Genomic DNA, 21,878 nt, shown 5'->3' with positions numbered 1-21,878 from the left:
TGCTCTCTGCCCGCTGACGCGGTTGCTGTAAGCCTGGCATAAACTCAGCCAAAGGTTCAGCAACGTCAGCGGATCAGGGCGCGGTGTCCGCTTCCAGCTGCAACAGATAGATCATCGCCTGCTGACGTGAATCGCCACACATGCTGTGCGCAGGCTGCAGGCCGGCACACACCGCGGGACGTAAGTCAGATCCAAACAGCTTGCAGCGCAAAGCCTCATCAAGCTGCACGCAGGGGGTGTTAGCGGGTTTGCCGTTGGGCATGCCGGGGATCGGTGAAGAGATGGAGGGCGCCGTACAACAGGCACCGCAGTGGCTACGGCATTGCATACTGTGCTCCGGCAGAGAAAGTCGCGGCGACAATAGCAGTCTGACGGCGTAATTGCCACGTCTGCCGCTGCCCCAGGTAAAATTTCACCGTCGCCATATTGCCAGTTTTCACCGGCGCGAGTAACGTGGCGCGCAATTCACTCTCAGAGATAGCGAGAACAGCAATGCCAAAAGCGAATGAGATCAAAAAAGGAATGGCCGTTACCCATAACGGAAAACTGCTGCTGGTTAAAGATATTGATGTCCAGAGCCCAAGCGCGCGTGGCGCAGCCACCCTGTATAAGATGCGTTTCACCGATGTACGCACCGGAATGAAAGTAGAAGAACGCTTTAAAGGCGACGAAATTATTGATGCGATTTCGCTCAGCCGCCGCAGCGTCACCTTCTCTTATATAGACGGTGATGAGTACGTCTTTATGGACGACGAAGATTACACTCCCTATAACTTCAAAAAAGAGCAGATCGAAGAAGAGCTGCTGTTTATTCCTGAAGGCGGGATTCCGGGCATTCAGGTGCTGACGATGGAAGGCCAGGTGCTGGCGCTGGAACTGCCGCAAACCGTGGACATGGAAATTGTCGATACGTCGCCCGGCATTAAAGGCGCCTCGGCCAGTGCCCGCACTAAACCGGCTGGCATGAGCACCGGGCTGGTGGTTCAGATACCGGAATACCTCAGCAACGGCGACCGCATCCGCATTCATATTGCCGAACGCCGTTATATGGGCCGCGCCGACTGATCGCACAGCCTGAACGTTGCCGGGTTGCCGATTGTTATATTATAACACTTTAACCCGGATATGCTGACAGGAGGCGGACCGATGACACGGGTCAATCTGATCACCGGATTTTTAGGCAGTGGCAAAACCACGCTGTTATGTCATCTGCTGGCGGCAAAGCCTGCCAATGAACAATGGGCGGTGCTGGTCAATGAATTTGGTGAGATTGGTGTCGATGGCGCGCTGCTGGCGAACCGCGGCGCAACGTTAAAAGAGATCCCCGGCGGCTGCATGTGCTGCGTCAACGGCCTGCCGATGCAGGTCGGGCTCAATATGCTGCTGAAAAATAAACCGGACCGGCTGCTGATCGAGCCGACCGGTTTGGGCCATCCGCGTCAGTTACTGCAGATGCTGAGTTCCCCGACCTACCATTCCTGGCTGCAACTTAACGCCACCCTCACCCTGCTGGATGCCCGCCAGCTGGCCGATCCGCGCGTGGTCGCCAATGAAAATTTCCGCGATCAGCTGGCCGCAGCTGACGTAATCATCGGTAACAAGCAGGATCGCTGGCAGCCGGAGGATTATCAGCGCTTAGCCCGCTGGCAACAGGATGCGCAGGATCAGCGGCCCTTTATTGCCACCGAATTTGGTCAGATTCCGCTGGCGCTGCTGGATACGCCGCGCGGCAAGCCACGCGAGCTGCCGGTACCGCAGCATCATCATCCGGTGGCTGCCGCGGTCAGCGGCGTCGCGGCCCTGCGGCTGGAAGGTCAGGCACGCTGGCGTCGGGCGCTGAATCAGGGGCAGGACTATAGCGCCTGTGGCTGGCTGTTTGACCCTGAGACGCGGTTTGATCGGGCGGCGCTGCTGGAATGGGTCCGGCTGGCCCCAGGCGATCGGATAAAAGGCGTCATGCGCGTTGAAGAGGGATCGCTGAATATTAATCGTCAGGGCGCGGATCTGCAGCTTGAAACGCGATCGCTGCCACCCGCCGACAGCCGTATTGAGATCATTCATTCGCAGCAGGCTGACTGGAATAGACTACAATCGGCGTTGTTGAAGTGCCGTTTACGCTGACAAGGGTATCGTCGGCGGTTATTTTTTTAAATATGAGTTTAACTATGCGCGTAACTCGCCTTATAACCATCCTGCTGCTGAACGCATTAGGTGTGGTGCTATTCCTGTCATGGTATCTGCCACCTGAACATGGTTTCTGGTATGGCGTCGATAAATCCATTTTCTTTGGCTTTAATAGCCAGATGATTATCCATTCCGGCTTTGCGCTGCTGGTGGCGATCACTAACTATCGTGGCTTTGATGCGGTCTCGCTGCTGGCGATGGGCCTGCTTTATCTGTCGATCTGGCGAGGAGAAACCCCGCAGGCACGGCGACGGATGCTGGCTATCGGCATTACCATGCTGCTCACCGCGGTGGTGCTCAACCAGCTGGGCCATCTGCTGCCGGTGAAGCATTCCAGCCCGACGCTGTTCTTCGAAAACGTCCATCGGGTCAGTGAACTGACCGGTATTCCGGCCAAAGATGCCTCGAAAGACAGTTTCCCTGGCGACCACGGCATGATGCTGATGATCTTCGCCTGCTTTATCTGGCGTTATTTTGGTTTCGGACGTTTTTTAATTGCGGCGGCGATTGTGGTTATTTTTTCACTGCCACGGGTGATGGCGGGCGCGCACTGGTTCACCGATATCGCTGTCGGTTCCCTTTCAGTGGTATTAGTGGGATTAAGCTGGTGGTTATTAACTCCGGCCAGCGATCTGCTGGTTAATTGGTTTTATCGCAAATTGCCGGGTAAATATAAGCCCCTGGCCTGAATGATAAGCGCGGGTGCAATAATGGCCTTATTCTTAGCCGCCCGCGCTTATAAAAAAACCCGATGCACTATTAGCAGGCTAATCAAATCCATTAAAAGAAAAGGTTATGACCGGCTTCATCGCTCAAATAATCCTCACGTTCGCTTGTCCATAAAGAAAATTCTCAATTAGCAGGCTATAGGCCGAATTAGCGCCATTTTGGTCCCCTGCTCTCACCATCATTTGACCACAATTGTTGCTAAATTAGTCAGTGTGTTAAGGTTTGATTTCACATCAGAAAAACCTATAAGAATTTGATTGAAAGCACTCGCCACGGCGTCTGGAATCAGTTAACCTCAGTCGCTGTGGGGTAACAGCATCAGAGAATTCGATTTTTTTTACAGTAAAAATGTGTCCATTAACACATTTTAGTAATTAAGGAATTGTCTTAGTCTGTTTCGCTTATTAATCTCCCTGTTTTGTCATCTGGCTGGCGACAATCTTGTCGTAAGGACATCGAAGGAAAACCCGAATAATGGTCAAGTCTCAACCAATACTGAGATATATCTGGCGAATCGTGCCTGCAGTGGCACTGGCAACTCTCCTCTCAGCTTGTAGCAGTACCCATAACGGTCAAAACGCGAATAACGAGAATCATGAAGTTAACAACCACAATGGTTTTTTACTTCAGGCGTCTCAGGATGAGTTTGAAGAAATGGTGCGTAACGTCGACGTTAAGTCGCGCATCATGGATCAATACGCTGTCTGGAAAGGCGTGCGCTATCGTCTGGGTGGCGATACCAAACGCGGTATCGATTGTTCCGCCTTTGTACAACGCACCTTCCGCGATCAATTTGGCTTAGAACTGCCGCGCTCTACCTCAGAGCAGCAGGGCACCGGTAAAGAGATTTCGCGCACTAAACTGCGTCCTGGCGATCTGGTGCTGTTCCGTGCCGGTTCTACTGGCCGTCATGTTGGCATCTATCTCGGTAATGATAACTTCGTTCATGCTTCCACCAGCAGTGGTGTGATGATTTCAAATCTGAACGATGATTACTGGAAAAAGCGTTATCGTGAAGGGCGACGCGTATTAAGTCGTAACCCGACCTGATTACCGCCTTTGATCTCCTTCTCAGCCAGAGAATATGAAACGCTGCTAACGCAGCGTTTTTTTTCGTCTGTTGCCTTTACCCGCCTGAGACTGATGGCATGAAAACCATTGTCTTTCAAAAGAATATCGAGACATTCCCCGTCCTCTCGTTATATTCTCAGGCGCTTATACCGAAGCAGTCGTGCGCAATAACATAATAATAATTTTATCAGAGGAAGCACCTCATGCCACTGTCGGGGGCGCTGATGCGCCATGCAACCTATCCTCGTCGAATCGCATGGAGCAGCGCGATGATCGGCTGCCTGTTCTTTTTATTATTTACCGCACTGTCGCTTAACCATCTCTGGCACAAGCGCGAGCAGCAACATCAGCAGTTATTAGAAAACAGCCGAACAGCACTGCAGCAAACGCTCTCCTCACTGATTAACAACACACTCAGTCCCCTGCTTCCCTTTACCCAGGCTACCTGCCAGACCATCAATCGCGAACTGACCTCACGCGCCGCCTTTGCCGGTAATCTGCGCGCAATTCTGCTGGTGAATGACGGTAACGCCTTTTGCTCATCGGCCACCGGCAGCTTTAACCTGCCGCTCAACGTCATATCACCAGGGAGTGATACAACGCGCGATATTGATCTGCAGCTGATGGGCGGAACCCCATTGCAACCCGATAAACCGGCACTGGCATTGTGGATCAGGAACCCTGGCAGCGCGCAGTCTGGCGTCTTTGCCACTCTCAATATTACCCTTGCGCCCTATCAGCTGTTGCCGTCATGGCGGCCAGAGATCTCTGGCATGGCGCTGGTGGCGCAGCGCAGCGCGTTAACCAGCTGGCAGTCAGGCGTGATCGACAACACTCTGCTGCCCCCGCCGCTGTTGCAACAGTCACTGCCGGGTTACCCGCTGCAATTTGTGTTATATGGCACCACGCTGGCGCTCAGCGATTATCAAAATATTCTGCTAAGCAGCCTGCTGCTCTCTGTGCTGGTCACCGGCGGCTGCTGGCTGCTGCTGTCGGTCTGTCAGCGGCCAGGAAAAGATCTGATTCAGGGCATGAAGCGCGGCGAGTTTCATATTGAATATCAGCCGCTGGTCACCTCTCACGACGGTCAGCCCTACGGTATGGAAGCGCTACTGCGCTGGACGCATCCTGTTGAGGGACCGATCCCGCCGGATGTGTTTATCGGTTACGCCGAAGCGCAGAACCTGATTATTCCGCTGACCCGGCACCTGTTTCAGCTGGTCGCCCGCGATGCCCAACTGCTTTGCCATACCATTCCCCGTCATGCCAGCCTCAGTCTGAATATCTCGCCGCTGCACCTGGCCGATAGCGGTTTCCGCCAGGATGTGCTGCGCTGGCTCGACACCATGCCCGCCGCGCACTTTAACTACGTATTTGAAATCACTGAACGAGCCATGGTGCGCGATGAAAATGTCGGCGAACTGTTTGAGTGGCTGCATCAGCAAAAGATCAATATTGCGATTGATGACTTCGGCACCGGACACAGCGCGCTGATCTATCTGGAAAAATATGCCTTCGATTACCTGAAAATCGATCGCGGTTTCGTTCAGAGCATCGGCACCGATACCCTGACCTCGCCGGTGCTGGATACGGTGTTGCAGCTGGCGAAAAAGCTCAATCTTAAAAGCGTGGCGGAAGGCGTCGAGACCGGTGAACAGGCCGCCTGGCTGATCAATCGCGGTGTTACCCATCTTCAGGGTTACATTTTTAGTCGACCGCTGCGGCCTGAAACGCTGATAGACTATTTCCAGCGTCATAATGCCTGAATCGGAAAATCACAGGAGAGCGTAACCGTGGTGCTGCTTCGTGCTGGATTATTATTGCTGTGTGGTCTGCTCAGCAGCCCGTTGCTGGCTGCCAGCATCAAAGAAAGTTTCGCCTTCACGCAGGCCGGCGAAGCGAAATACCCGCCCGACTTCAGCCATTATGACTACGCCGATCCCAATGCTCCTAAAGGTGGCAGCATCACCATGGCGGTGGTGGGGACCTACGACAACTTCAACCGCTACGCCTCGCGCGGCAATCCCGGCATCAATACGGAAACCCTGTATGACGGGCTTTATACCGGTTCAGATGATGAACCCGGCAGCTATTACCCGCTGATTGCCCTGTCCGCCCGCTACGCCAGTGACTTTACGTGGATTGAGATCCGCCTGAATCCCCGTGCCCGCTTTCAGGATGGCACGCCCATCACCGCCGGGGATGTGGCATTTTCCTTTACCAAATTTATGACCGAAGGGGTGCCGCAGTTTCGCGTCGCCTATCGCGGCGTGACCGTTAAGGCGCTGGATCGGCTGACGGTGCGGATTGATGCGCAGCAGCCGGACAAAGACCGGATGCTGGGCTTACTGACGCTGCCGGTGCTGGCGGAAAAATTCTGGCACGATAAAAAGTTCAACGAACCCCTGAGTTCACCGCCGCTGTCGAGCGGTCCTTATCGCATCACTAAGTGGAAGCTGGGCCAGTTTATTGAATACAGCCGGGTAAAAGATTACTGGGCCGCCGATCTGCCGGTTAACCGCGGGCGTTTTAATTTCGACCGCATCCGCTACGACTACTATCTGGATGACAACGTGGCGTTTGAAGCCTTCAAAGCGGGTGCATTCGATTTGCGGGAAGAGACCTCGGCCAAAAAATGGGCCACGCAATATCGCGGCCGCCATTTTGACGATCACAGTATTGTGAAAGAGACGTTGCCAAACGAAGCCGCCATTGATACCCGCTGGCTGGCGTTTAACAACGAAAAACCGCTGTTCCACGATCGTCGGGTCCGGCAGGCGCTGACGCTGGCGTTTGATTTCGAGTGGATGAACAAAGCCCTGTTCTATGGCGCTTATCAGCGTGCCAGCAGCTATTTCCAGAATACCGACTTTGCGGCCAGCGGCCTGCCCGACGCGCAGCAGCAGGCGTTGCTGGCCCCGTGGCGCGCGCAGTTGCCGCCTGAACTCTTCACTCAGCCTTACCATCCGCCCGTTACCGACGGCAGCGGTTACGATCGCGCCAGTCTGTTACGGGCATTTGCCTTGCTGAAACAGGCGGGCTGGCAGATTAACGATCGCCGACTGGTGAACGCGAAAACCGGTCAGCCGTTTAAGGTTGAACTGCTGTTGCGCAGCGGGACCAATACCGAATGGGCGCTGCCGTTGCAGCACAATCTGTCGCGACTCGGCATCACTCTCAACCTGCGTCAGGTTGACAGTTCACAGTATCTGCGGCGGTTACGCGAAGGCGACTACGAGATGATCGCCACCGTTTATGGCGCGATGCCGATCCCCTCCTCCAGCCTGCAGGTTTACTGGCAGTCAGATTACATCGCCTCGTCGTGGAATACTGCGCGGGTTAAAGATCCGCTGGTCGATCACTTCGTGAAACAGATTGTGGCGCATCACGGCGATCTTCCGGCGATTCGGCCGCTGGCACAGGTGCTGGATCGTATTCTGTTGTGGAATGCCTATATGATCCCGATGTGGTACAACGCAGAGCAACGGCTGGCGTACTGGGATAAATTTTCCCATCCGGCCGGCAAACCGGCTTACAGCCTCGGGCTGGAAAACTGGTGGTATGACGTGAACAAAGCTGCCGGGCTGCCGGCCAGCAAACGCTAAGGAGTGGAACGTTGGCAACTTACTTTCTGCGCAGGCTGTTGCTGATTATTCCCACGCTGTGGGCGATCATCACCCTTAACTTTTTTATTGTGCAGATTGCGCCTGGCGGTCCGGTGGATCAGGCGCTGGCCAATATTCAGTTTGGTCAGACTACAGGGCTGGCGAGCGGCCGTGCCGACAGCGCGGCGTCCCGCGCCAGCCTGAATGCACTGAATCCCGGTGATAACCAGTATCGCGGCGCGCGCGGTCTGGACCCGGAGGTGATTGCCGAGATTAAGCAGCGCTACGGCTTTGATAAGCCGATCTGGCAGCGCTATGGCGAGATGTTGTGGAACTATGCCCGTTTTGACTTCGGCGACAGCCTGTTTCGCAGCGCCTCGGTGCTTCAGCTGGTTAAAGAGAGTTTGCCGGTCTCGATCAGCCTCGGCCTGTGGAGCACGCTGATTATCTATCTGGTGTCGATTCCACTGGGCATTCGCAAAGCGGTGCGCAATGGCAGCGCCTTTGATATCTGGAGCAGCACCTTCATCATTATTGGCTACTCCATTCCGGCTTTTCTGTTTGGCATCATGCTGATCGTGCTGTTTGCCGGCGGCAGCTATCTCGACTGGTTTCCACTGCGCGGTCTCACCTCACCGCAGCATGACAGCCTGCCCTGGTACGGCCAGGTACTCGATTACTTCTGGCACATCGCGCTGCCGGTACTGGCCACGGTGATTGGCGGCTTTGCCACTCTGACCATGCTGACGAAGAATGCCTTTCTGGATGAGATCCGTAAACTCTACGTGGTCACCGCCCGCGCCAAAGGCGTGCCGGAGCGCCGCATTCTCTACCATCATGTGTTTCGCAATGCGATGCTGCTGGTGATCGCCAGCTTCCCCGCCACCTTTATCAGCATGTTCTTCACCAGTTCGGTACTGATTGAGGTGATATTTTCACTTAACGGACTGGGATTGCTGGGCTACGATGCCACGCTGCAACGCGACTATCCGGTGATGTTCGGTACGCTCTATATTTTTACCCTGATCGGCCTGCTGATGAATATTCTCAGTGACTTAACTTATACGCTGGTCGATCCCCGCATTGATTTCGAGGGCCGCTGATGCGCTTGTCTCCCCTGAATCAGCAGCGCTGGCAGCGCTTTCGTCATAACCGACGCGGCTACTGGTCGCTGTGGATTTTCCTGTTGATTTTCCTGCTGTCGCTGGGCGCCGAACTGATCGCCAATGACAAGCCGCTGCTGGTGCATTACCAGCAGCGCTGGTATTTCCCGTTGCTGGTGGATTACAGCGAGACCGATTATGGCGGGGTGCTGCCAACCACCGCCGACTATCAGGACCCCTGGCTGCGGCAGCGCATCGATCAGCAGGGCTGGGCGATTTGGGCACCGATCCGCTTCAGCGACAGCACCATCAATTTTGCTACTCAGGTGCCCTTCCCTTCACCGCCGTCGGCGCAGAACTGGCTCGGCACCGACGCGACCGGCGGTGACGTAATGGCTCGCCTGCTGTACGGCACGCGCATTTCACTGCTGTTTGGCCTGCTGCTGACGCTGTTTTCCAGCGTGATCGGCATGGTGGTCGGCGCGGTACAGGGCTATTTCGGCGGCAGAGTGGATCTGATCGGACAACGACTGATTGAAGTCTGGTCCGGTATGCCCTCGCTGTTTCTGCTGATTTTGCTCTCCAGCGTGATTCAGCCCGGTTTCTGGTGGCTGCTGCTGGTCACGGTAACCTTTGGCTGGATGAGCCTGGTCAGCGTGGTACGGGCCGAGTTTCTGCGCACCCGAAACTTCGACTACATTCGCGCGGCCCAGGCGCTGGGGATCAGTGACAGCCGGATTATGCTGCGCCACATGCTGCCAAATGCGATGGTGGCTACCCTGACTTTCCTGCCGTTTATCCTGTGTGGATCGATTACCACGCTGACCTCTCTCGATTTCCTCGGATTCGGTTTGCCGCTGGGTTCGCCGTCGCTGGGAGAACTGCTGCTGCAGGGTAAAAATAATCTGCAGGCGCCCTGGCTGGGCCTGGCGGGCTTTTTCTCACTGGCGATCCTGCTGTCGCTACTGATTTTTATCGGCGAAGCGGTACGTGACGCCTTCGATCCGGGTAACGGAGTCTGAATGGCTACGCCACTGCTTGCTATCAACCATCTTTCTGTCGCCTTTCGTCAGGGCGAGCAGCTGCATCAGGTGGTTGATGAGGTTTCATTACGCGTCGAAGCCGGCGAAACCCTGGCGCTGGTCGGCGAGTCCGGTTCCGGCAAAAGCGTGACTGCCCTATCGGTGATGCGGCTGCTGCATCCCTCGACGGTGGCGTATCCGGGCGGTGAGATTCTGTTTAACGGTGAGGATCTGTTGCGTGCCAGCGAGCAGCGGCTGCGCGGCATTCGCGGCGACCAGATCGCGATGATCTTTCAGGAGCCGATGGTGTCGCTGAATCCGTTGCATAACGTGGAGAAGCAGCTGTATGAAGTGCTGTCGCTGCATCGCGGATTACGACCTGCGGCGGCGCGCGGTGAAATTCTTGGCGTGCTGGAGCGGGTCGGGATTCGCCAGCCGGCCAGCCGGCTAAACGATTTCCCGCATCAGCTTTCCGGTGGTGAACGACAGCGGGTGATGATCGCCATGGCGTTGCTCACCCGGCCTGCATTACTGATTGCTGATGAACCGACCACCGCGCTGGATGTGACGGTACAGGCACAGATTCTGCGGCTGCTGCGCGAGCTGCAACGTGAATTTAATATGGGGATGCTGTTTATCACCCATAACCTGAATATTGTGCGTCAGCTGGCCGATACCGTCAGCGTGATGCGTCAGGGAAAGATGGTTGAGCAGAATCGCTGTCAGACGCTGCTGAGCCAGCCGCAGCATCCTTATACTCAGCAACTGCTGGCGGCCGAGCCGGAAGGGAAACCGCTGCCGCTGCCCGCCGACGCGCCGGAAATTCTGCGGGTCGATCAACTTCAGGTCAGCTTCCCGCTGCGCAGCGGTCTGTTCCGCCGCCGGGTGGGCGAAAAACGGGCGCTTTCGGCACTGAGTTTTACGCTGCGGCGCGGCGAAAGCCTCGGGCTGGTAGGCGAATCCGGCTCAGGAAAAAGCACTACCGGGCTGGCGCTGCTGCGGCTGATTGAGGCCGGTGGCGAGGTCTGGTTCGACGGCCAGCCGCTGCATCAGCTGTCTCGGCGGCAACTGCTGCCACTGCGCCAGCGGATTCAGGTGGTGTTTCAGGACCCGAACTCTTCGCTTAATCCGCGGATGACGGTTCAGCAGATTATTGCCGAAGGGCTGGCGGTGCATCAGCCTGAGCTCAGCGCCCAACAGCAGGAGCAGCGGGTTAAGGCCGTGATGGCAGAGGTCGGGCTGGAGGCTGAAAGCCGCCATCGCTATCCGGCTGAATTTTCCGGCGGTCAGCGGCAACGTATCGCGATTGCGCGTGCGCTGATCCTCGAACCGGAGATGCTGGTGTTGGATGAACCCACCTCGTCACTGGATCGCACGGTACAAAAACAGATTCTGACGCTGTTACGCCGGTTGCAGCAGCAGCGTCAGCTGAGCTATCTGTTTATCAGTCACGATCTTGAGGTGGTGCGCGCGCTGTGCCATCAGCTTATTGTGCTGCGTCAGGGAGAGGTGGTGGAACAGGGGGAATGTGAGACGCTGTTTGCGTCGCCGGCTGCGGAATATACGCGCGAGCTGCTGCGCTCAGCGCAACTCAACCCGCGATAAAGGTTTCGGCAATCGCCACGCCCTGATTTTTCAGGCAGCAGTTAGTCGCGCTCTCGTCGCTGCGCTGGATAAACAGACAGGGCTGCCCTTCACATTCGGCCACTTTACAATCGACCTGAATGTCAGCCAGCACCTCTTTGAGCTGCTGCAGGATCTCCCACGCCGGAATACCGTCATGGCTGATCAGACGCAGCGCGATAAAATCCTGATCGTCCAGCGTGCCGTCATCTGCTTCGATGGCACTATGATGATCGCTGGCCCAGCGAAAACGCTGTGGCAAGCGATGCACAATCGAAAGTTGCAGCATAGTTATCAATGTCCCCAAGAGAAATTTACTTCGCCATCCACGCCAGTGACGCCTGACCCGATGCCGGGTACCGTCAGAAACGGGACGTCAAGGCCCGCCTTCTCAATTCACACCAAAGCGGATCGCTGAATTTATTTTTTTGCGAGTGGTATCGCAATTCAGGCTATATGTACCGCGTTCGGCAGCACTTAACAATCATTTTAGACGCAATATGGTTACTTTATTAGCTAAATATTTTCACATTATAGAAACAAAGTGACGTAACCGATCGGACCGCCCGGCGTAACCGTAGCGGCCTGATCGACTAAGCCCGCTTAACGCGAGGCGGATCGAGGACGGGAAGCGTAGAAAAAAAGCAGCAGAGAGAGCGTCGCGCACAATGCGATGGTGCCGACCATCGGCCAGGCACTGTTAAAGCTGACCAGCGACAGCAGTGCGCCCACCAGCGCGCCGACGCCAAAGCGCAGCGTGCCGGCCAGCGAAGAGGCGGTGCCCGCCATATGCGGAAATTCGTCGAGGATCACCGCCATTGCATTCGATGAGACCATCGACACGCAGCCAATAAACATCGCCACGCCCATCACCAGCGGCAGAAAACCGAGATCGAGCACACTGACGATCAGCAGCCAGATTCCCATACAGAACTGAATTAACAGTCCCAGCCGGAACATCGCCACCGGACCAAACCGGCGCACCGCGCGGCTGTTGATCAGGGTTAAGATGAACAGGAACACCACGTTAAGGCCAAAGTAATAGCCAAAATTTTGCGGTGAGACGTGGTTCAGTTCAATGTAGACAAAGGGGCCGGCGTTGAGAAAGGTAAACAGCCCGGCAAACGAGAAGCCGCTCGACAGCATGTAGCTGAACGCGCGCTTGTGCCGGAACAGAATGACAAAATTACCCAGCGTGGTACGCAGATGAAAACGCTGTCGCTGCTCGGGCTTCAGGGTTTCACGAATCTGCGTGGTCACCAGCACGGCGGTGACCACCGCGGCAGCCGAGAGCGCCCAGAAGATGGCGTGCCAGTTCCAGATCAGCAGCAGCCAGCCGCCGATGATCGGTGCCAGCAGCGGCGCAATGGTGGTGATCAGCATCACGAAGGACATCATGCGCGAGAAGTCCTCTTTCGAGTAACTGTCGCGCATCAGGGCATTGATCACCACGCTGGCGGCGGCGGCAGATAAACCATGCAGAAAACGCATGGCGATCAGCTGATCGATACTCTGCGACAGCGCACAGGCTGCCGCGGCGACGGCGAAAATCAGGGTACCCAGCGCAATCACCGGCTTACGGCCATAGCTGTCAGCCAGCGGTCCGTAAATCAGCTGACCAATGGCAAAACCAAGGATATAAAGATTGAGCGTCATCTGCACGCTACCGGCAGAGACGCCAAATTCACGGGCAATTTGCGGCATTGCCGGCAGATACATGTCAATCGACAGCGGCATCAGCATCGCTAACAGACCGAGGATGACCACCAACCCTATCGGCGAATTCTTTTCCTTGCGCACAGCCTCTCCTGCCCTTGCTGGTTAAAACCGATCGGCCGCTGCGCCTTGCAGCCGGCCTGCACTGTTATTTCGCCTGCAGCTCTTTCGGCACGCCGATGCTGGCGATCTCTTCGGCGGTTAATGGCCGGTATTCACCCGGTTCCAGATCCGCATCCAGCGAAATGTCCCCGATACGCTCGCGATGCAGACCCACCACCCGATTTCCTACCGCAGCAAACATCCGTTTCACCTGGTGATAACGCCCTTCGCTCAGGGTCAGCAGCACTTCCGTCGGCGTAATCACCTCCAGCTGCGCCGGTTTGGTCAGGCTTTTTTCGTTGTGCAGCTGCACACCGGCAGTAAACTGCGCGGCGGTGTCGTCGCTGACCGGTGACTCCAGCATCACCCGATAGGTTTTCTCGCAGTGATGGCGCGGCGAGGTAATACGGTGTGACCACTGACCATCATCCGTCAGCAGCACCAGCCCGGTGGTATCAATGTCGAGACGACCGGCGGCGTGCAGTTTGAAAGCCATCGGCTCTTCGATAAAATAGATGATGGTCGGATGATCGGGATCGTCGGTTGAGCAGACGTAACCCTGCGGCTTGTTCAGCATAAAGTAGCGTGGTCCGGTCTGCATTTGCAGCACGTTGCCGTCATATTCGACTTCGTGGTCGGGCAGCAGTTTGAAGGCGGTGTCGCGCACCACTTCACCGTTTACGGTGACACGCTGGCCGCGGATCTCGCGATGGGCGATGGCACGGCTGATTTCCAGTTGCTGAGAGATGAATTTGTCGAGTCGCATGAATTCGTTTTGCCTGTTACTGCGGAGGGAACCTGAAACGGCCTGGTTAACCGTTGAAAATGTGCGGGAAGTATAACGTGATCCGCGCCCGCCTGACAGCGCGTTTACCGCGCTTTCGTGGCATAATTATCCTCAGTTTGTCAAAAGTGATAGCCATGTCTTTTACCTTACGCCCCTATCAACAGGACGCGGTCAATGCCACCGTTGCGCATTTCCGTCGTCATCATCATCCTGCGGTTATTGTGCTGCCGACCGGTGCCGGGAAAAGCCTGGTGATCGCCGAGCTGGCCCGGCTGGCGCGCGGCCGGGTGCTGGTGCTGGCGCACGTCAAAGAACTGGTGGCGCAGAACCACAGCAAATATCAGGCCTACGGGCTGGAAGCGGATATCTTTGCCGCTGGCCTGCAGCGCAAAGAGAGTCAGCGCAAAGTGGTGTTTGGCAGCGTGCAGTCGGTGGCGCGCAACCTGGACCAGTTCGACAGCGCTTTTTCTCTGGTGATTGTCGATGAGTGCCACCGTATCGGCGATGACAAAGAGAGCCAGTATCAGCAGATTTTCAATCATCTGCGACAACATAACCCGCAGCTGCGGCTGCTCGGCCTGACCGCCACCCCGTTCCGTCTCGGTAAAGGCTGGATTTACCAGTTTCACTACCACGGTATGGTGCGCGGCGATGAAAAAGCGCTGTTCCGTGACTGTATCTATGAACTGCCGCTGCGCTACATGATTAAACATCAGTTTCTGGTGCCGCCGGAGCGGCTCGATATGCCGGTGGTGCAGTATGACTTCAGTCGCCTGACCGCCCAGGCCAACGGCTTATTCAGCGAAGCCGATCTTAACCGCGAACTGAAACAACAGCAGCGCGTGACGCCGCATATCATTCGTCAGATTGTTGAGTTCGCCGAAGATCGGCTGGGCGTGATGATTTTTGCCTCTACGGTCGAGCACGCGCGTGAAATTCTGCAACTGCTGCCCGCTAACAGCGCCCTGGTGTCGGCGGAGACGCCGGCCAAAGAGCGCGATGCGCTGATTGTGGCGTTCAAGGCGCAACAGCTGAAGTTCCTGGTTAACGTGGCGGTACTGACCACCGGTTTTGATGCGCCGCACGTTGATCTGATCGCCATTCTGCGCCCGACGGAATCGGTCAGCCTCTATCAGCAGATTGTCGGCCGCGGCCTGCGGCTGTCGCCGGGCAAAACAGACTGTCTGATCCTGGATTACGCCGGCAACCCGCACGACCTGTTTACGCCGGAAGTGGGCGCGCCCAAAGGTGCCAGTGATAATCAGCCGGTGCAGGTGTTTTGTCCCGCCTGCGGTTTCGCCAATACCTTCTGGGGCAAAGCCACCGCCGACGGCATGGTGATTGAGCATTTTGGCCGTCGCTGCCAGGGCGTACTGGAAGATGACGACGGTGAGCGCGAGCAGTGCGACTTCCGCTTCCGCTTCAAGAGCTGCCCCGACTGCGGCGCAGAAAATGATATTGCCGCCCGGCGCTGTCACCAGTGCGGTAAAATTCTGGTCGATCCCGACGACATGCTGAAGGCCGCGCTGAAATTAAAAGATGCGCTGGTGCTGCGCTGCGGCGGTATGACGCTGGAACAGGGGCGCGATGCCAAAGGTGAATGGCTGAAAGCCACCTACTTCGATGAGGAAGGCACCAGCGTCAGCGAACGTTTTCGCCTGCAGACCCCAGCCCAGCGTAAGGCATTTGAACAACTGTTTATGCGTCCGCATCAGCGCGCGCCTGGCGTGCCGCTGGGCTGGCAGACCGCCGCTGATGTGCTGGCGCTGCAGCCGCTGCTGCGTCATCCCGACTTTGTGGTCGCGCGGGCCAAAGGCCAGTTCTGGCAGATCCGCGAAAAGATGTTTGATTATCAGGGCCGCTTCCGTCGCGCCAACGAGCTGCGTTAAGTACGGTGCCGGCGGGTATATCGTTTGCTACCACCTGGCATAACGGCTATACTGCCGCCCGCTTTTGCATGTGCATTAGCGGTATTGAATAACCTGCCTGTTACTGGGTCGCCTGTAGCAGGAATTAAATAAAGAGAGATATTGATGCTCACTATCAATGCAGTAGAACGTAAAGAGCAGGGTAAGGGTGCGAGCCGCCGCCTGCGTACAGCAAACCGTTTCCCGGCCATCATCTACGGTGGTTCTGAAGCGGCTGTTGCCATCGACCTGGATCACGACTCCGTAATGAACCTGCAAGCTAAGCCAGGTTTCTACGACGAAGTGCTGACCCTGTCTGTTGACGGTAAAGAAACCAAAGTGAAAGTTCAGGCTGTTCAGCGTCACCCGTTCAAGCCAAAACTGTTTCACATCGACTTCGTTCGCGCTTAATCGCCGGATAAGTTGAACGTAGAAGGGCCGGTTGCGAAACCGGCCCTTTTATTTTGCCGCCAGATACGGTTAAAGCCGGACTCAGCCCTGATGCTTGTCAGTTAAGGTTACATTTGCAAAGGCTGTCACGGTCAGACGTGGCAGCTTTTTTTTGGGCGAGTGTGCAGGAGTGCGGGCTGAGCACTTCTGCTGCTGCCGGGCCGTCCTCGCGCCGCTGCGCGGTTCCTTCGGCTTTGACGTCGTGCCGACGAACCGTTCGGGGATCGGCCTTCCCTGGCCGGCCCCGAACTCTCCACGCTTCCCGGCGTGGCGTTCTGGCCCAACGTCACGCCTCAGCGCTGCGGATAGCCCTTTCAGCAGCAGAGGCGCTCAGGCCTCTACCATCGTGCCCTTTTTAACAGCACGCACTGAAGCTTCAGAGCAGGCTGGGGCCGATCAGGGGCAGGCAATCCGCAGCGCTGAACATTAGCCAGGAGAGCCCGCAGGACGCGGGCGAAAGGCGGGGCGGCACAGGATGTGCCATCCCCGGCGGTCCGTCAGGCAGACGAATGAAGTGAAGGTACCGCGCAGCGGCGCGAGGACCGCCAGCCCCTGAGCGGCACCAGACTGCGTTATCACCTGTCGCTTAACTAACGAGTATTAAGGCTCAGCCCGGCTTTTTTTATTTGCTGCTGGTCCGGCGCTGCAGCTGATCGCGCAGGTTCGGCGGCGTCCCTTTGATGGTCAGGGTATCGGTAGCCGGGTCCCAGAAAATGCGCTCGCCGAGCAACATCGCATCAAAGTTCAGCGTCAGTCCCCCGCCGCTGCCGGCAAATTTGGTTAACTGTCGCAGGGTGCTGCGGTCGGCCGGGAAGCTCTCTTCCAGTTCATAGCCCTGTTCCTGGGTAAACGCCTGAAAGGTTTTTTCGCCCAGCGGCGGCAATTCACCCGACAGCTCTTCCAGCGCGATCTCCTCGCCCGCCTGCAGCTGCTCGTTGCAGTAGCTATAGACCTGCTGACGGTAGTTCTGACGCTCCTGCTTATCGAGATTTGACTCGCTGCAGTAATCATCCACCGCCTGCAACAGACCGCGGTTCTGCGCTTTGGTGTCTAATCCCACTTCCGCACCGAGGAAATCCATAAAGAAATCAGCCACTTTACGTCCGACGCGGCCGCGCAGGAAAGTCAGGTAACGGGTCGATTCCGGATTAGTTTCCCATTCGGTCAGGTCGATACGCGCCACAATGTCGGCATGATTAATGTCGAGATAGTGGGTACTGCTGATGTCCATCTGCTCATTGACGCGCATACTCGACTGGCTGTTAAGCACCGCAATCAGCAGATACTCCACGGCCAGGTAGCGATAGTGAACAAACAGCACCACGCCGCCTTCGGCAAACGGATATTTTGCCAGCTCATCGCGCAGGCGACCGGTGGCCGCGCGGCTAAAAGCGAGAAAATCATCGTTGCCCTGGCGACAATTACGCAGCGCCTCCGCCAGTTCACTCTCAGGATTGAACAGGCCATAGGCTTTGCTCTTCGCGCTGTAAACCCGGTGCAGCTCCTCCACCATGGCGTTAACTGTGTTAGTGGCTGGTAACAGCGAATCACGTAGCACCAGTTCAAGCTGGTTTTCATCGCGTTTAATTAACTGATGCAGGGCAATCTGGTCGATATCCAGACTCATGGTAGACTCTCCTTTTAGCACAGGCGCGTATTCAAACACCGCCGGCATCGGCTTTCAACTCCATGCGTAAAGCGAACAGTGCGCTTTCGATAAAATTGCGGAAAAAAGGTCGCTGTTCCGGTAATATATCGCCTTTTGAAATGAGCTTAGATAACGATATGCCACAATCTTCCCGTTACAGTGACGAACGCGTGGAACAACTCCTCGCGGAAATGGCCCAAATCCTGCAGAAGGACAAGGCGCCGACCGATCTCTCCCTGATGGTACTGGGAAATATGGTGACCAACTTAATTAACAGCGATGTCGCCCCTGCGCAACGTCGTTCACTGGCACGATCTTTCGCTGATGCCCTGCAGGCGTCGGTACGTGACGATAACGCCCATTAATTTGCTGATTTGATCTCATAATATGGTAACCAACCGGCAGCGCTACCGCGAAAAAGTCTCCCAGATGATCAGTTGGGGTCACTGGTTTGCTCTGTTTAACATCCTTTTCGCGCTGATTTTAGGCAGTCGCTACCTGTTGGTTGCTGACTGGCCTTCTTCGCTGGCGGGGCGTGTCTACGCCTATAGCAGCTGGGTAGGTCACTTCAGTTTTATCGTCTTTGCCGCCTATCTGCTGATTATCTTCCCGCTGACCTTTGTGGTGATGTCGCAACGGCTGTTGCGGGTGATCTCGGCGGTGGTCGCCACCGCGGGCCTGACGCTGATCATGGTCGACAGCGCGGTGTTCAGCCGCTTCCACCTGCACCTGAACCCGGTGGTGTGGGAGTTGGTGATCAACCCCGATCAGAGTGAGATGGCGCGTGACTGGCAGCTGATGTTTATCAGCGTCCCGCTGATTTTCCTGGTACAGATGCTGTTTGCGACCTGGAGCTGGCAGAAGCTGCGCAGCCTTAATCGTCGTTCATTTGGTAAACCGGTCGCGGCACTGTTTATCAGCGCCTTCTTTGCCAGCCATCTGATGTATATCTGGGCCGATGCCAACTTCTATCGCCCGATTACCATGCAGCGCGCCAACCTGCCGCTCTCCTATCCGATGACTGCCCGGCGCTTTCTGGAACGTCACGGCTTGCTGGATGCGCAGGAATATCAGCGTCGTCTGGTGCAGCAAGGCGATCCGGAAGCGTTATCGGTTGAGTATCCGCTGAGTGAGATTACCTTCCGTGACGCCGGTACCCGCAATAACCTGCTGGTACTGACCGTGGATGGTCTGAATAACGCCACGCTGGCGAAAGCGCTGCCGCAGCTGAATCAGTTTGCCAGTGAAAACGTGCGCTTTACCCAGCACTACAGCGCCGGCGATACGCCGGAGAAAGGGCTGTTTGGCCTGTTTTACGGCATCTCGTCCAGCTACATGAACGGGATACTGGCGTCACGTACGCCGTCCGCGCTGCTCGGCGCGCTCAGCACCCAGGGCTATCAGTTTGGCCTGTTCTCGTCGGAAGGATTTAATCCGCCGCTTTATCGTCAGGCGCTGCTGACCGATTACTCGCTGCCCGCCAGCACCAGTCAGCCTAACGCCAGTACTGTTACGCAGTGGCAGAACTGGCTGGACAAACAGAACGGTGCCAGCAATCCGTGGTTCTCATGGGTGGCGCTGAATGGCCCGACCGTCACCGGCGACAACGCCAAAGCGCGCCAGCGCAGCTATCTGCGTCAGGCACCGTCGGTCGATGAACAGATTCACGCGGTGCTGACTACCCTGCAGGCACGCGATCTGCTGAAAAATACCGTGGTGGTGATTACTGCCCAGCGCGGACTGGCACTGAACGGTGATCCTGATAGCGCCGGTAACCGTGAAACCCTGCAGGTGCCGCTGGTAATTCACTGGCCGGATACCCCAGCGCAAACCGTTGATCGTCTTTCCGATCATCAGGATGTGATGGCGACGCTGATGCAACGTCTGCTGCATGTACGCACCAATCCGGTTAACTATTCACAGGGTGAAGATCTGTTTGCCGCGCGCCGTCGCCACGACTGGGTTGCCAGCAGTGAAGAGAACAAGCTGGTGATTACCACGCCACAGGTGACGCTGGTGTTGAACAATAACGGCAGCTATCGCGCCTATGATGCGCAGGGCAAGGCGTTAAAAGATCATAAACCGGAGCTGGCGTTGCTGTTACAGGTGCTGACGGAAGAGAAACGTTTTATCGCTAACTGATTAATAATGAGGCAAATAGTCGGCTGGTGTCTTGCATTCATGGCGGGAACCAGTAGACTAATCCTCCAGTGTTCGGCACGTAGCGCAGCCTGGTAGCGCACGGTCATGGGGTGTCCGGGGTCGGAGGTTCAAATCCTCTCGTGCCGACCAAATTCCCTGAAGAAGCAGCCCAAAAGGCTGCTTTTTTCGTTTCTCAATGCGAATATGCGGTCTTTATCTTTCCGCTGAGATCAGCGCACTGATCTTCAGCTCCAGGCTTTATCCGCGTCCCCTTCCCGCTTTACACCGCATCATCATACGCAACGCCGGTTATCCTGATGCAGTGGTTGAAAACAGGCATAGCCTCATTTTTGTCATCAAACGGTCACTTTGCTCGCACTCTGCCCATTCCGATCTATACTGAAGATCGTGTGGGTAACGATAGGAGAGTTCATGACAGCAATCGAAAAAGACGATCCAACCGAAGCACCAGAGTCCGGCGATAAGCAACAAACACCGCCAGACAAGAAGTAACCCACTAAGGCCGCGCCAGACGCGGCCTTTTCTATAGCCGCACTTTCAGAAAACTTCGCCGTGTCAGCTAACATCTGTCATGCATTCAGCCGGTTACAGGTTGCATCGAAATCCAGTCTGCCTCACAAAATAAGCACAACGCGACGCCAATTCATCAAACTGAAACAAAAATGTCACAGAAAATGTCTACTCTGAACTCCCCTGAAATTGACGGATAATTTTTATGGCGATCAAAGCGAAAAGCCTGAAGGATGCAGAAGCGTTGTTGCATTCAGGCATTAGCAAAGTGGAACTGGCGTATGACATTGGCAGCGACGACTTCTTTCGTCTGGCGAGCCACTGGTGCGACCGTGGCGCTCGCATCAGCAAAGGTCACCACCATTTTGTCGTTTCACTGAAAAGTTTTGCTATCCCGCCGAACGATTGATCGCTGCGGACGGCTTGCCCCACCCTTCCCGGCCTGATTTAATGCCTTTTTAGCTTCAGTCAGGCACCGCATGCGCTATCCCGACGTTCCGCTGCCGCCTCCCGCAGGCGGCTTTATCCTTTCTCAACATCTGAGCGACAGCGATCCCTGGCTGGCGGTGAGCCGCTTCAACCCGCAACATTACCGTGATGCACTCGCCACCGCATGGGGCATACCGCTGCCCGACCGACTGACACAGGCGGTGAACACGCGGCGGGCCGAATATCTCGCCAGCCGGCAACTGGCTCGCACAGTAATGGCCCGACTGGGCATTGATGACTTCATTCTGACGAATGCGCCCGACCGCTCGCCTTGCTGGCCCGACGACGTGCAGGCTTCGCTGTCGCACAGCGCCGGTGTGGTGGCGCTGGCAGTGACCCGTCAGCCCGGCTGCTGTATCGGCGTGGATGTTGAGCAGCTGATGTCAGAGGCGACGGCCAATGAAACCGCCGAACTGCTGATGACGTCCCACGAGCAGCAACGGCTGCGCGCACTGCCCATCGGTTTTAATGCGGCGGCTACCCTGCTGTTTTCGCTGAAAGAGTCACTTTATAAAGCGCTGTGGCCACAGCTGCATCAGCCAATGGATTTTCAGCAGGCAGTGCTGGAAACAGTTGATCTCAGCCGTCAGTGCGCGACGTTGCGGCTCACCGATCACTTCAGCGATCGCTTTACCCAGGGCACAACCTTGCAGGCAGAATTTTTATGGCGGGAGGATAGCGTGATAACCCTGCTGACACATCAGGGATAAAAAAACCGGCTAAGCAAAACGGCTTAGCCGGGGTAAACACATGACGACAGAAGAAGTTC

General features: G+C 56.1%; 20 protein-coding genes and 1 tRNA gene. 16 read left to right on the top strand and 5 right to left on the bottom strand.

What is annotated here, in order from left to right; translation table 11 throughout:
* Positions 1 to 73: 73 nt before the first annotated feature.
* Positions 74 to 328 carry a YkgJ family cysteine cluster protein gene (locus tag LZU96_RS06735; protein ID WP_233987575.1) on the bottom strand — a complete coding sequence of 85 codons (255 nt, stop codon included), beginning with the start codon at positions 326 to 328 and terminating at the stop codon, positions 74 to 76.
* Between the two features lie 164 nt (positions 329 to 492).
* Here LZU96_RS06735 and yeiP point away from each other — a divergent pair, with 164 nt between their 5' ends.
* From yeiP to yejF, 9 genes are all read left to right on the top strand, one after another.
* Positions 493 to 1,065 (top strand): elongation factor P-like protein YeiP, encoded by a 573-nt coding sequence (gene yeiP, locus LZU96_RS06730; RefSeq protein ID WP_233987574.1) that lies wholly within the window; start codon positions 493 to 495, stop codon positions 1,063 to 1,065.
* Positions 1,066 to 1,146: 81 nt separating this feature from the next.
* Positions 1,147 to 2,121, top strand: coding sequence for a CobW family GTP-binding protein (locus tag LZU96_RS06725; protein WP_233987573.1), 975 nt, complete (start codon positions 1,147 to 1,149; stop codon positions 2,119 to 2,121).
* 44 nt (positions 2,122 to 2,165) lie between these two features.
* A complete protein-coding gene (locus LZU96_RS06720; protein ID WP_233987572.1) occupies positions 2,166 to 2,873 on the top strand; it encodes a phosphatase PAP2 family protein in 708 nt (235 codons plus the stop codon).
* A gap of 514 nt (positions 2,874 to 3,387) precedes the next feature.
* A complete protein-coding gene (mepS, locus tag LZU96_RS06715; protein ID WP_031377229.1) occupies positions 3,388 to 3,963 on the top strand; it encodes a bifunctional murein DD-endopeptidase/murein LD-carboxypeptidase in 576 nt (191 codons plus the stop codon).
* Between the two features lie 224 nt (positions 3,964 to 4,187).
* Positions 4,188 to 5,750: a cyclic di-GMP phosphodiesterase gene (locus LZU96_RS06710; protein WP_233987571.1), complete on the top strand. Its 1,563-nt coding sequence runs from the start codon at positions 4,188 to 4,190 to the stop codon at positions 5,748 to 5,750.
* Positions 5,751 to 5,780: 30 nt separating this feature from the next.
* On the top strand, positions 5,781 to 7,589 hold the full coding sequence (locus LZU96_RS06705) for an extracellular solute-binding protein (RefSeq protein WP_233988146.1): 1,809 nt from the start codon (positions 5,781 to 5,783) through the stop codon (positions 7,587 to 7,589).
* Between the two features lie 11 nt (positions 7,590 to 7,600).
* Complete coding sequence (locus tag LZU96_RS06700; RefSeq protein ID WP_233987570.1) at positions 7,601 to 8,692, top strand: microcin C ABC transporter permease YejB; 1,092 nt, start codon at positions 7,601 to 7,603, stop codon at positions 8,690 to 8,692.
* Positions 8,692 to 9,714 carry an ABC transporter permease gene (locus tag LZU96_RS06695; RefSeq protein WP_233987569.1) on the top strand — a complete coding sequence of 341 codons (1,023 nt, stop codon included), beginning with the start codon at positions 8,692 to 8,694 and terminating at the stop codon, positions 9,712 to 9,714. Before LZU96_RS06700 ends, LZU96_RS06695 begins: the two co-directional genes overlap by 1 nt.
* Entirely contained in the window at positions 9,715 to 11,319 is a 1,605-nt protein-coding gene (gene yejF, locus LZU96_RS06690) for a microcin C ABC transporter ATP-binding protein YejF (RefSeq protein WP_233987568.1), read from the top strand.
* Here the strand turns inward: yejF and LZU96_RS06685 are convergent.
* The 3 genes from LZU96_RS06685 to rsuA form a co-directional block, all read right to left on the bottom strand.
* A complete protein-coding gene (locus LZU96_RS06685) occupies positions 11,306 to 11,626 on the bottom strand; it encodes a hypothetical protein (protein ID WP_233987567.1) in 321 nt (106 codons plus the stop codon). The two genes, yejF and LZU96_RS06685, sit on opposite strands and share 14 nt — an antisense overlap.
* Positions 11,627 to 11,940: 314 nt before the next feature.
* Positions 11,941 to 13,137 carry a Bcr/CflA family multidrug efflux MFS transporter gene (locus LZU96_RS06680; protein ID WP_233987566.1) on the bottom strand — a complete coding sequence of 399 codons (1,197 nt, stop codon included), beginning with the start codon at positions 13,135 to 13,137 and terminating at the stop codon, positions 11,941 to 11,943.
* A 64-nt stretch (positions 13,138 to 13,201) separates the two neighbouring features.
* Positions 13,202 to 13,921, bottom strand: a complete 720-nt coding sequence (gene rsuA / locus LZU96_RS06675; protein ID WP_233987565.1) for a 16S rRNA pseudouridine(516) synthase RsuA — start codon at positions 13,919 to 13,921, stop codon at positions 13,202 to 13,204.
* Between the two features lie 155 nt (positions 13,922 to 14,076).
* On the opposite strand from rsuA, the gene LZU96_RS06670 reads away from it, so the two are divergent.
* Both LZU96_RS06670 and rplY read left to right on the top strand, forming a co-directional pair.
* Positions 14,077 to 15,831 carry a DEAD/DEAH box helicase gene (locus LZU96_RS06670; protein ID WP_233987564.1) on the top strand — a complete coding sequence of 585 codons (1,755 nt, stop codon included), beginning with the start codon at positions 14,077 to 14,079 and terminating at the stop codon, positions 15,829 to 15,831.
* A gap of 144 nt (positions 15,832 to 15,975) precedes the next feature.
* Positions 15,976 to 16,260, top strand: coding sequence for a 50S ribosomal protein L25 (gene rplY, locus LZU96_RS06665; RefSeq protein WP_013358540.1), 285 nt, complete (start codon positions 15,976 to 15,978; stop codon positions 16,258 to 16,260).
* 661 nt (positions 16,261 to 16,921) lie between these two features.
* Here the strand turns inward: rplY and yejK are convergent.
* Positions 16,922 to 17,926 (bottom strand): nucleoid-associated protein YejK, encoded by a 1,005-nt coding sequence (gene yejK / locus LZU96_RS06660; RefSeq protein WP_233987563.1) that lies wholly within the window; start codon positions 17,924 to 17,926, stop codon positions 16,922 to 16,924.
* Positions 17,927 to 18,084: 158 nt separating this feature from the next.
* Between yejK and LZU96_RS06655 the strand changes: the two genes are divergently transcribed.
* From LZU96_RS06655 to LZU96_RS06630, 5 genes are all read left to right on the top strand, one after another.
* A complete protein-coding gene (locus LZU96_RS06655; RefSeq protein WP_009089108.1) occupies positions 18,085 to 18,312 on the top strand; it encodes a YejL family protein in 228 nt (75 codons plus the stop codon).
* Between the two features lie 22 nt (positions 18,313 to 18,334).
* Complete coding sequence (gene yejM / locus LZU96_RS06650; RefSeq protein ID WP_233987562.1) at positions 18,335 to 20,089, top strand: LPS biosynthesis-modulating metalloenzyme YejM; 1,755 nt, start codon at positions 18,335 to 18,337, stop codon at positions 20,087 to 20,089.
* Positions 20,090 to 20,162: 73 nt separating this feature from the next.
* Positions 20,163 to 20,239, top strand: a tRNA-Pro gene (locus tag LZU96_RS06645).
* A gap of 586 nt (positions 20,240 to 20,825) precedes the next feature.
* Entirely contained in the window at positions 20,826 to 21,029 is a 204-nt protein-coding gene (locus tag LZU96_RS06635; protein ID WP_031377240.1) for a hypothetical protein, read from the top strand.
* A gap of 70 nt (positions 21,030 to 21,099) precedes the next feature.
* On the top strand, positions 21,100 to 21,819 hold the full coding sequence (locus LZU96_RS06630) for a 4'-phosphopantetheinyl transferase family protein (RefSeq protein ID WP_233987561.1): 720 nt from the start codon (positions 21,100 to 21,102) through the stop codon (positions 21,817 to 21,819).
* The last annotated feature ends 59 nt before the right edge of the window (positions 21,820 to 21,878 follow it).

The sequence above is a fragment of the Pantoea agglomerans genome (genome assembly GCF_021397715.1).
GTDB lineage: Bacteria > Pseudomonadota > Gammaproteobacteria > Enterobacterales > Enterobacteriaceae > Pantoea > Pantoea astica.
The sequence above is the reverse complement of the archived record's forward strand: the minus strand, read 5'-3'. Positions and strand labels throughout refer to the sequence as shown.

Excerpts from the sequence above, each read along its gene's own strand:
- LZU96_RS06720 (WP_233987572.1), top strand. The coding sequence starts at position 2,166 with ATGCGCGTAACTCGCCTTATAACCATCCTGCTGCTGAACGCATTAGGT.
- yejK (WP_233987563.1), bottom strand. The coding sequence starts at position 17,926 with ATGAGTCTGGATATCGACCAGATTGCCCTGCATCAGTTAATTAAACGC.
- LZU96_RS06630 (WP_233987561.1), top strand. The coding sequence starts at position 21,100 with ATGCGCTATCCCGACGTTCCGCTGCCGCCTCCCGCAGGCGGCTTTATC.
- yeiP (WP_233987574.1), top strand. The coding sequence starts at position 493 with ATGCCAAAAGCGAATGAGATCAAAAAAGGAATGGCCGTTACCCATAAC.
- rplY (WP_013358540.1), top strand. The coding sequence starts at position 15,976 with ATGCTCACTATCAATGCAGTAGAACGTAAAGAGCAGGGTAAGGGTGCG.
- LZU96_RS06635 (WP_031377240.1), top strand. The coding sequence starts at position 20,826 with ATGGCGATCAAAGCGAAAAGCCTGAAGGATGCAGAAGCGTTGTTGCAT.
- LZU96_RS06695 (WP_233987569.1), top strand. The coding sequence starts at position 8,692 with ATGCGCTTGTCTCCCCTGAATCAGCAGCGCTGGCAGCGCTTTCGTCAT.
- LZU96_RS06655 (WP_009089108.1), top strand. The coding sequence starts at position 18,085 with ATGCCACAATCTTCCCGTTACAGTGACGAACGCGTGGAACAACTCCTC.
- LZU96_RS06670 (WP_233987564.1), top strand. The coding sequence starts at position 14,077 with ATGTCTTTTACCTTACGCCCCTATCAACAGGACGCGGTCAATGCCACC.
- mepS (WP_031377229.1), top strand. The coding sequence starts at position 3,388 with ATGGTCAAGTCTCAACCAATACTGAGATATATCTGGCGAATCGTGCCT.
- yejF (WP_233987568.1), top strand. The coding sequence starts at position 9,715 with ATGGCTACGCCACTGCTTGCTATCAACCATCTTTCTGTCGCCTTTCGT.
- LZU96_RS06710 (WP_233987571.1), top strand. The coding sequence starts at position 4,188 with ATGCCACTGTCGGGGGCGCTGATGCGCCATGCAACCTATCCTCGTCGA.
- rsuA (WP_233987565.1), bottom strand. The coding sequence starts at position 13,921 with ATGCGACTCGACAAATTCATCTCTCAGCAACTGGAAATCAGCCGTGCC.
- yejM (WP_233987562.1), top strand. The coding sequence starts at position 18,335 with ATGGTAACCAACCGGCAGCGCTACCGCGAAAAAGTCTCCCAGATGATC.
- LZU96_RS06685 (WP_233987567.1), bottom strand. The coding sequence starts at position 11,626 with ATGCTGCAACTTTCGATTGTGCATCGCTTGCCACAGCGTTTTCGCTGG.
- LZU96_RS06735 (WP_233987575.1), bottom strand. The coding sequence starts at position 328 with ATGCAATGCCGTAGCCACTGCGGTGCCTGTTGTACGGCGCCCTCCATC.
- LZU96_RS06725 (WP_233987573.1), top strand. The coding sequence starts at position 1,147 with ATGACACGGGTCAATCTGATCACCGGATTTTTAGGCAGTGGCAAAACC.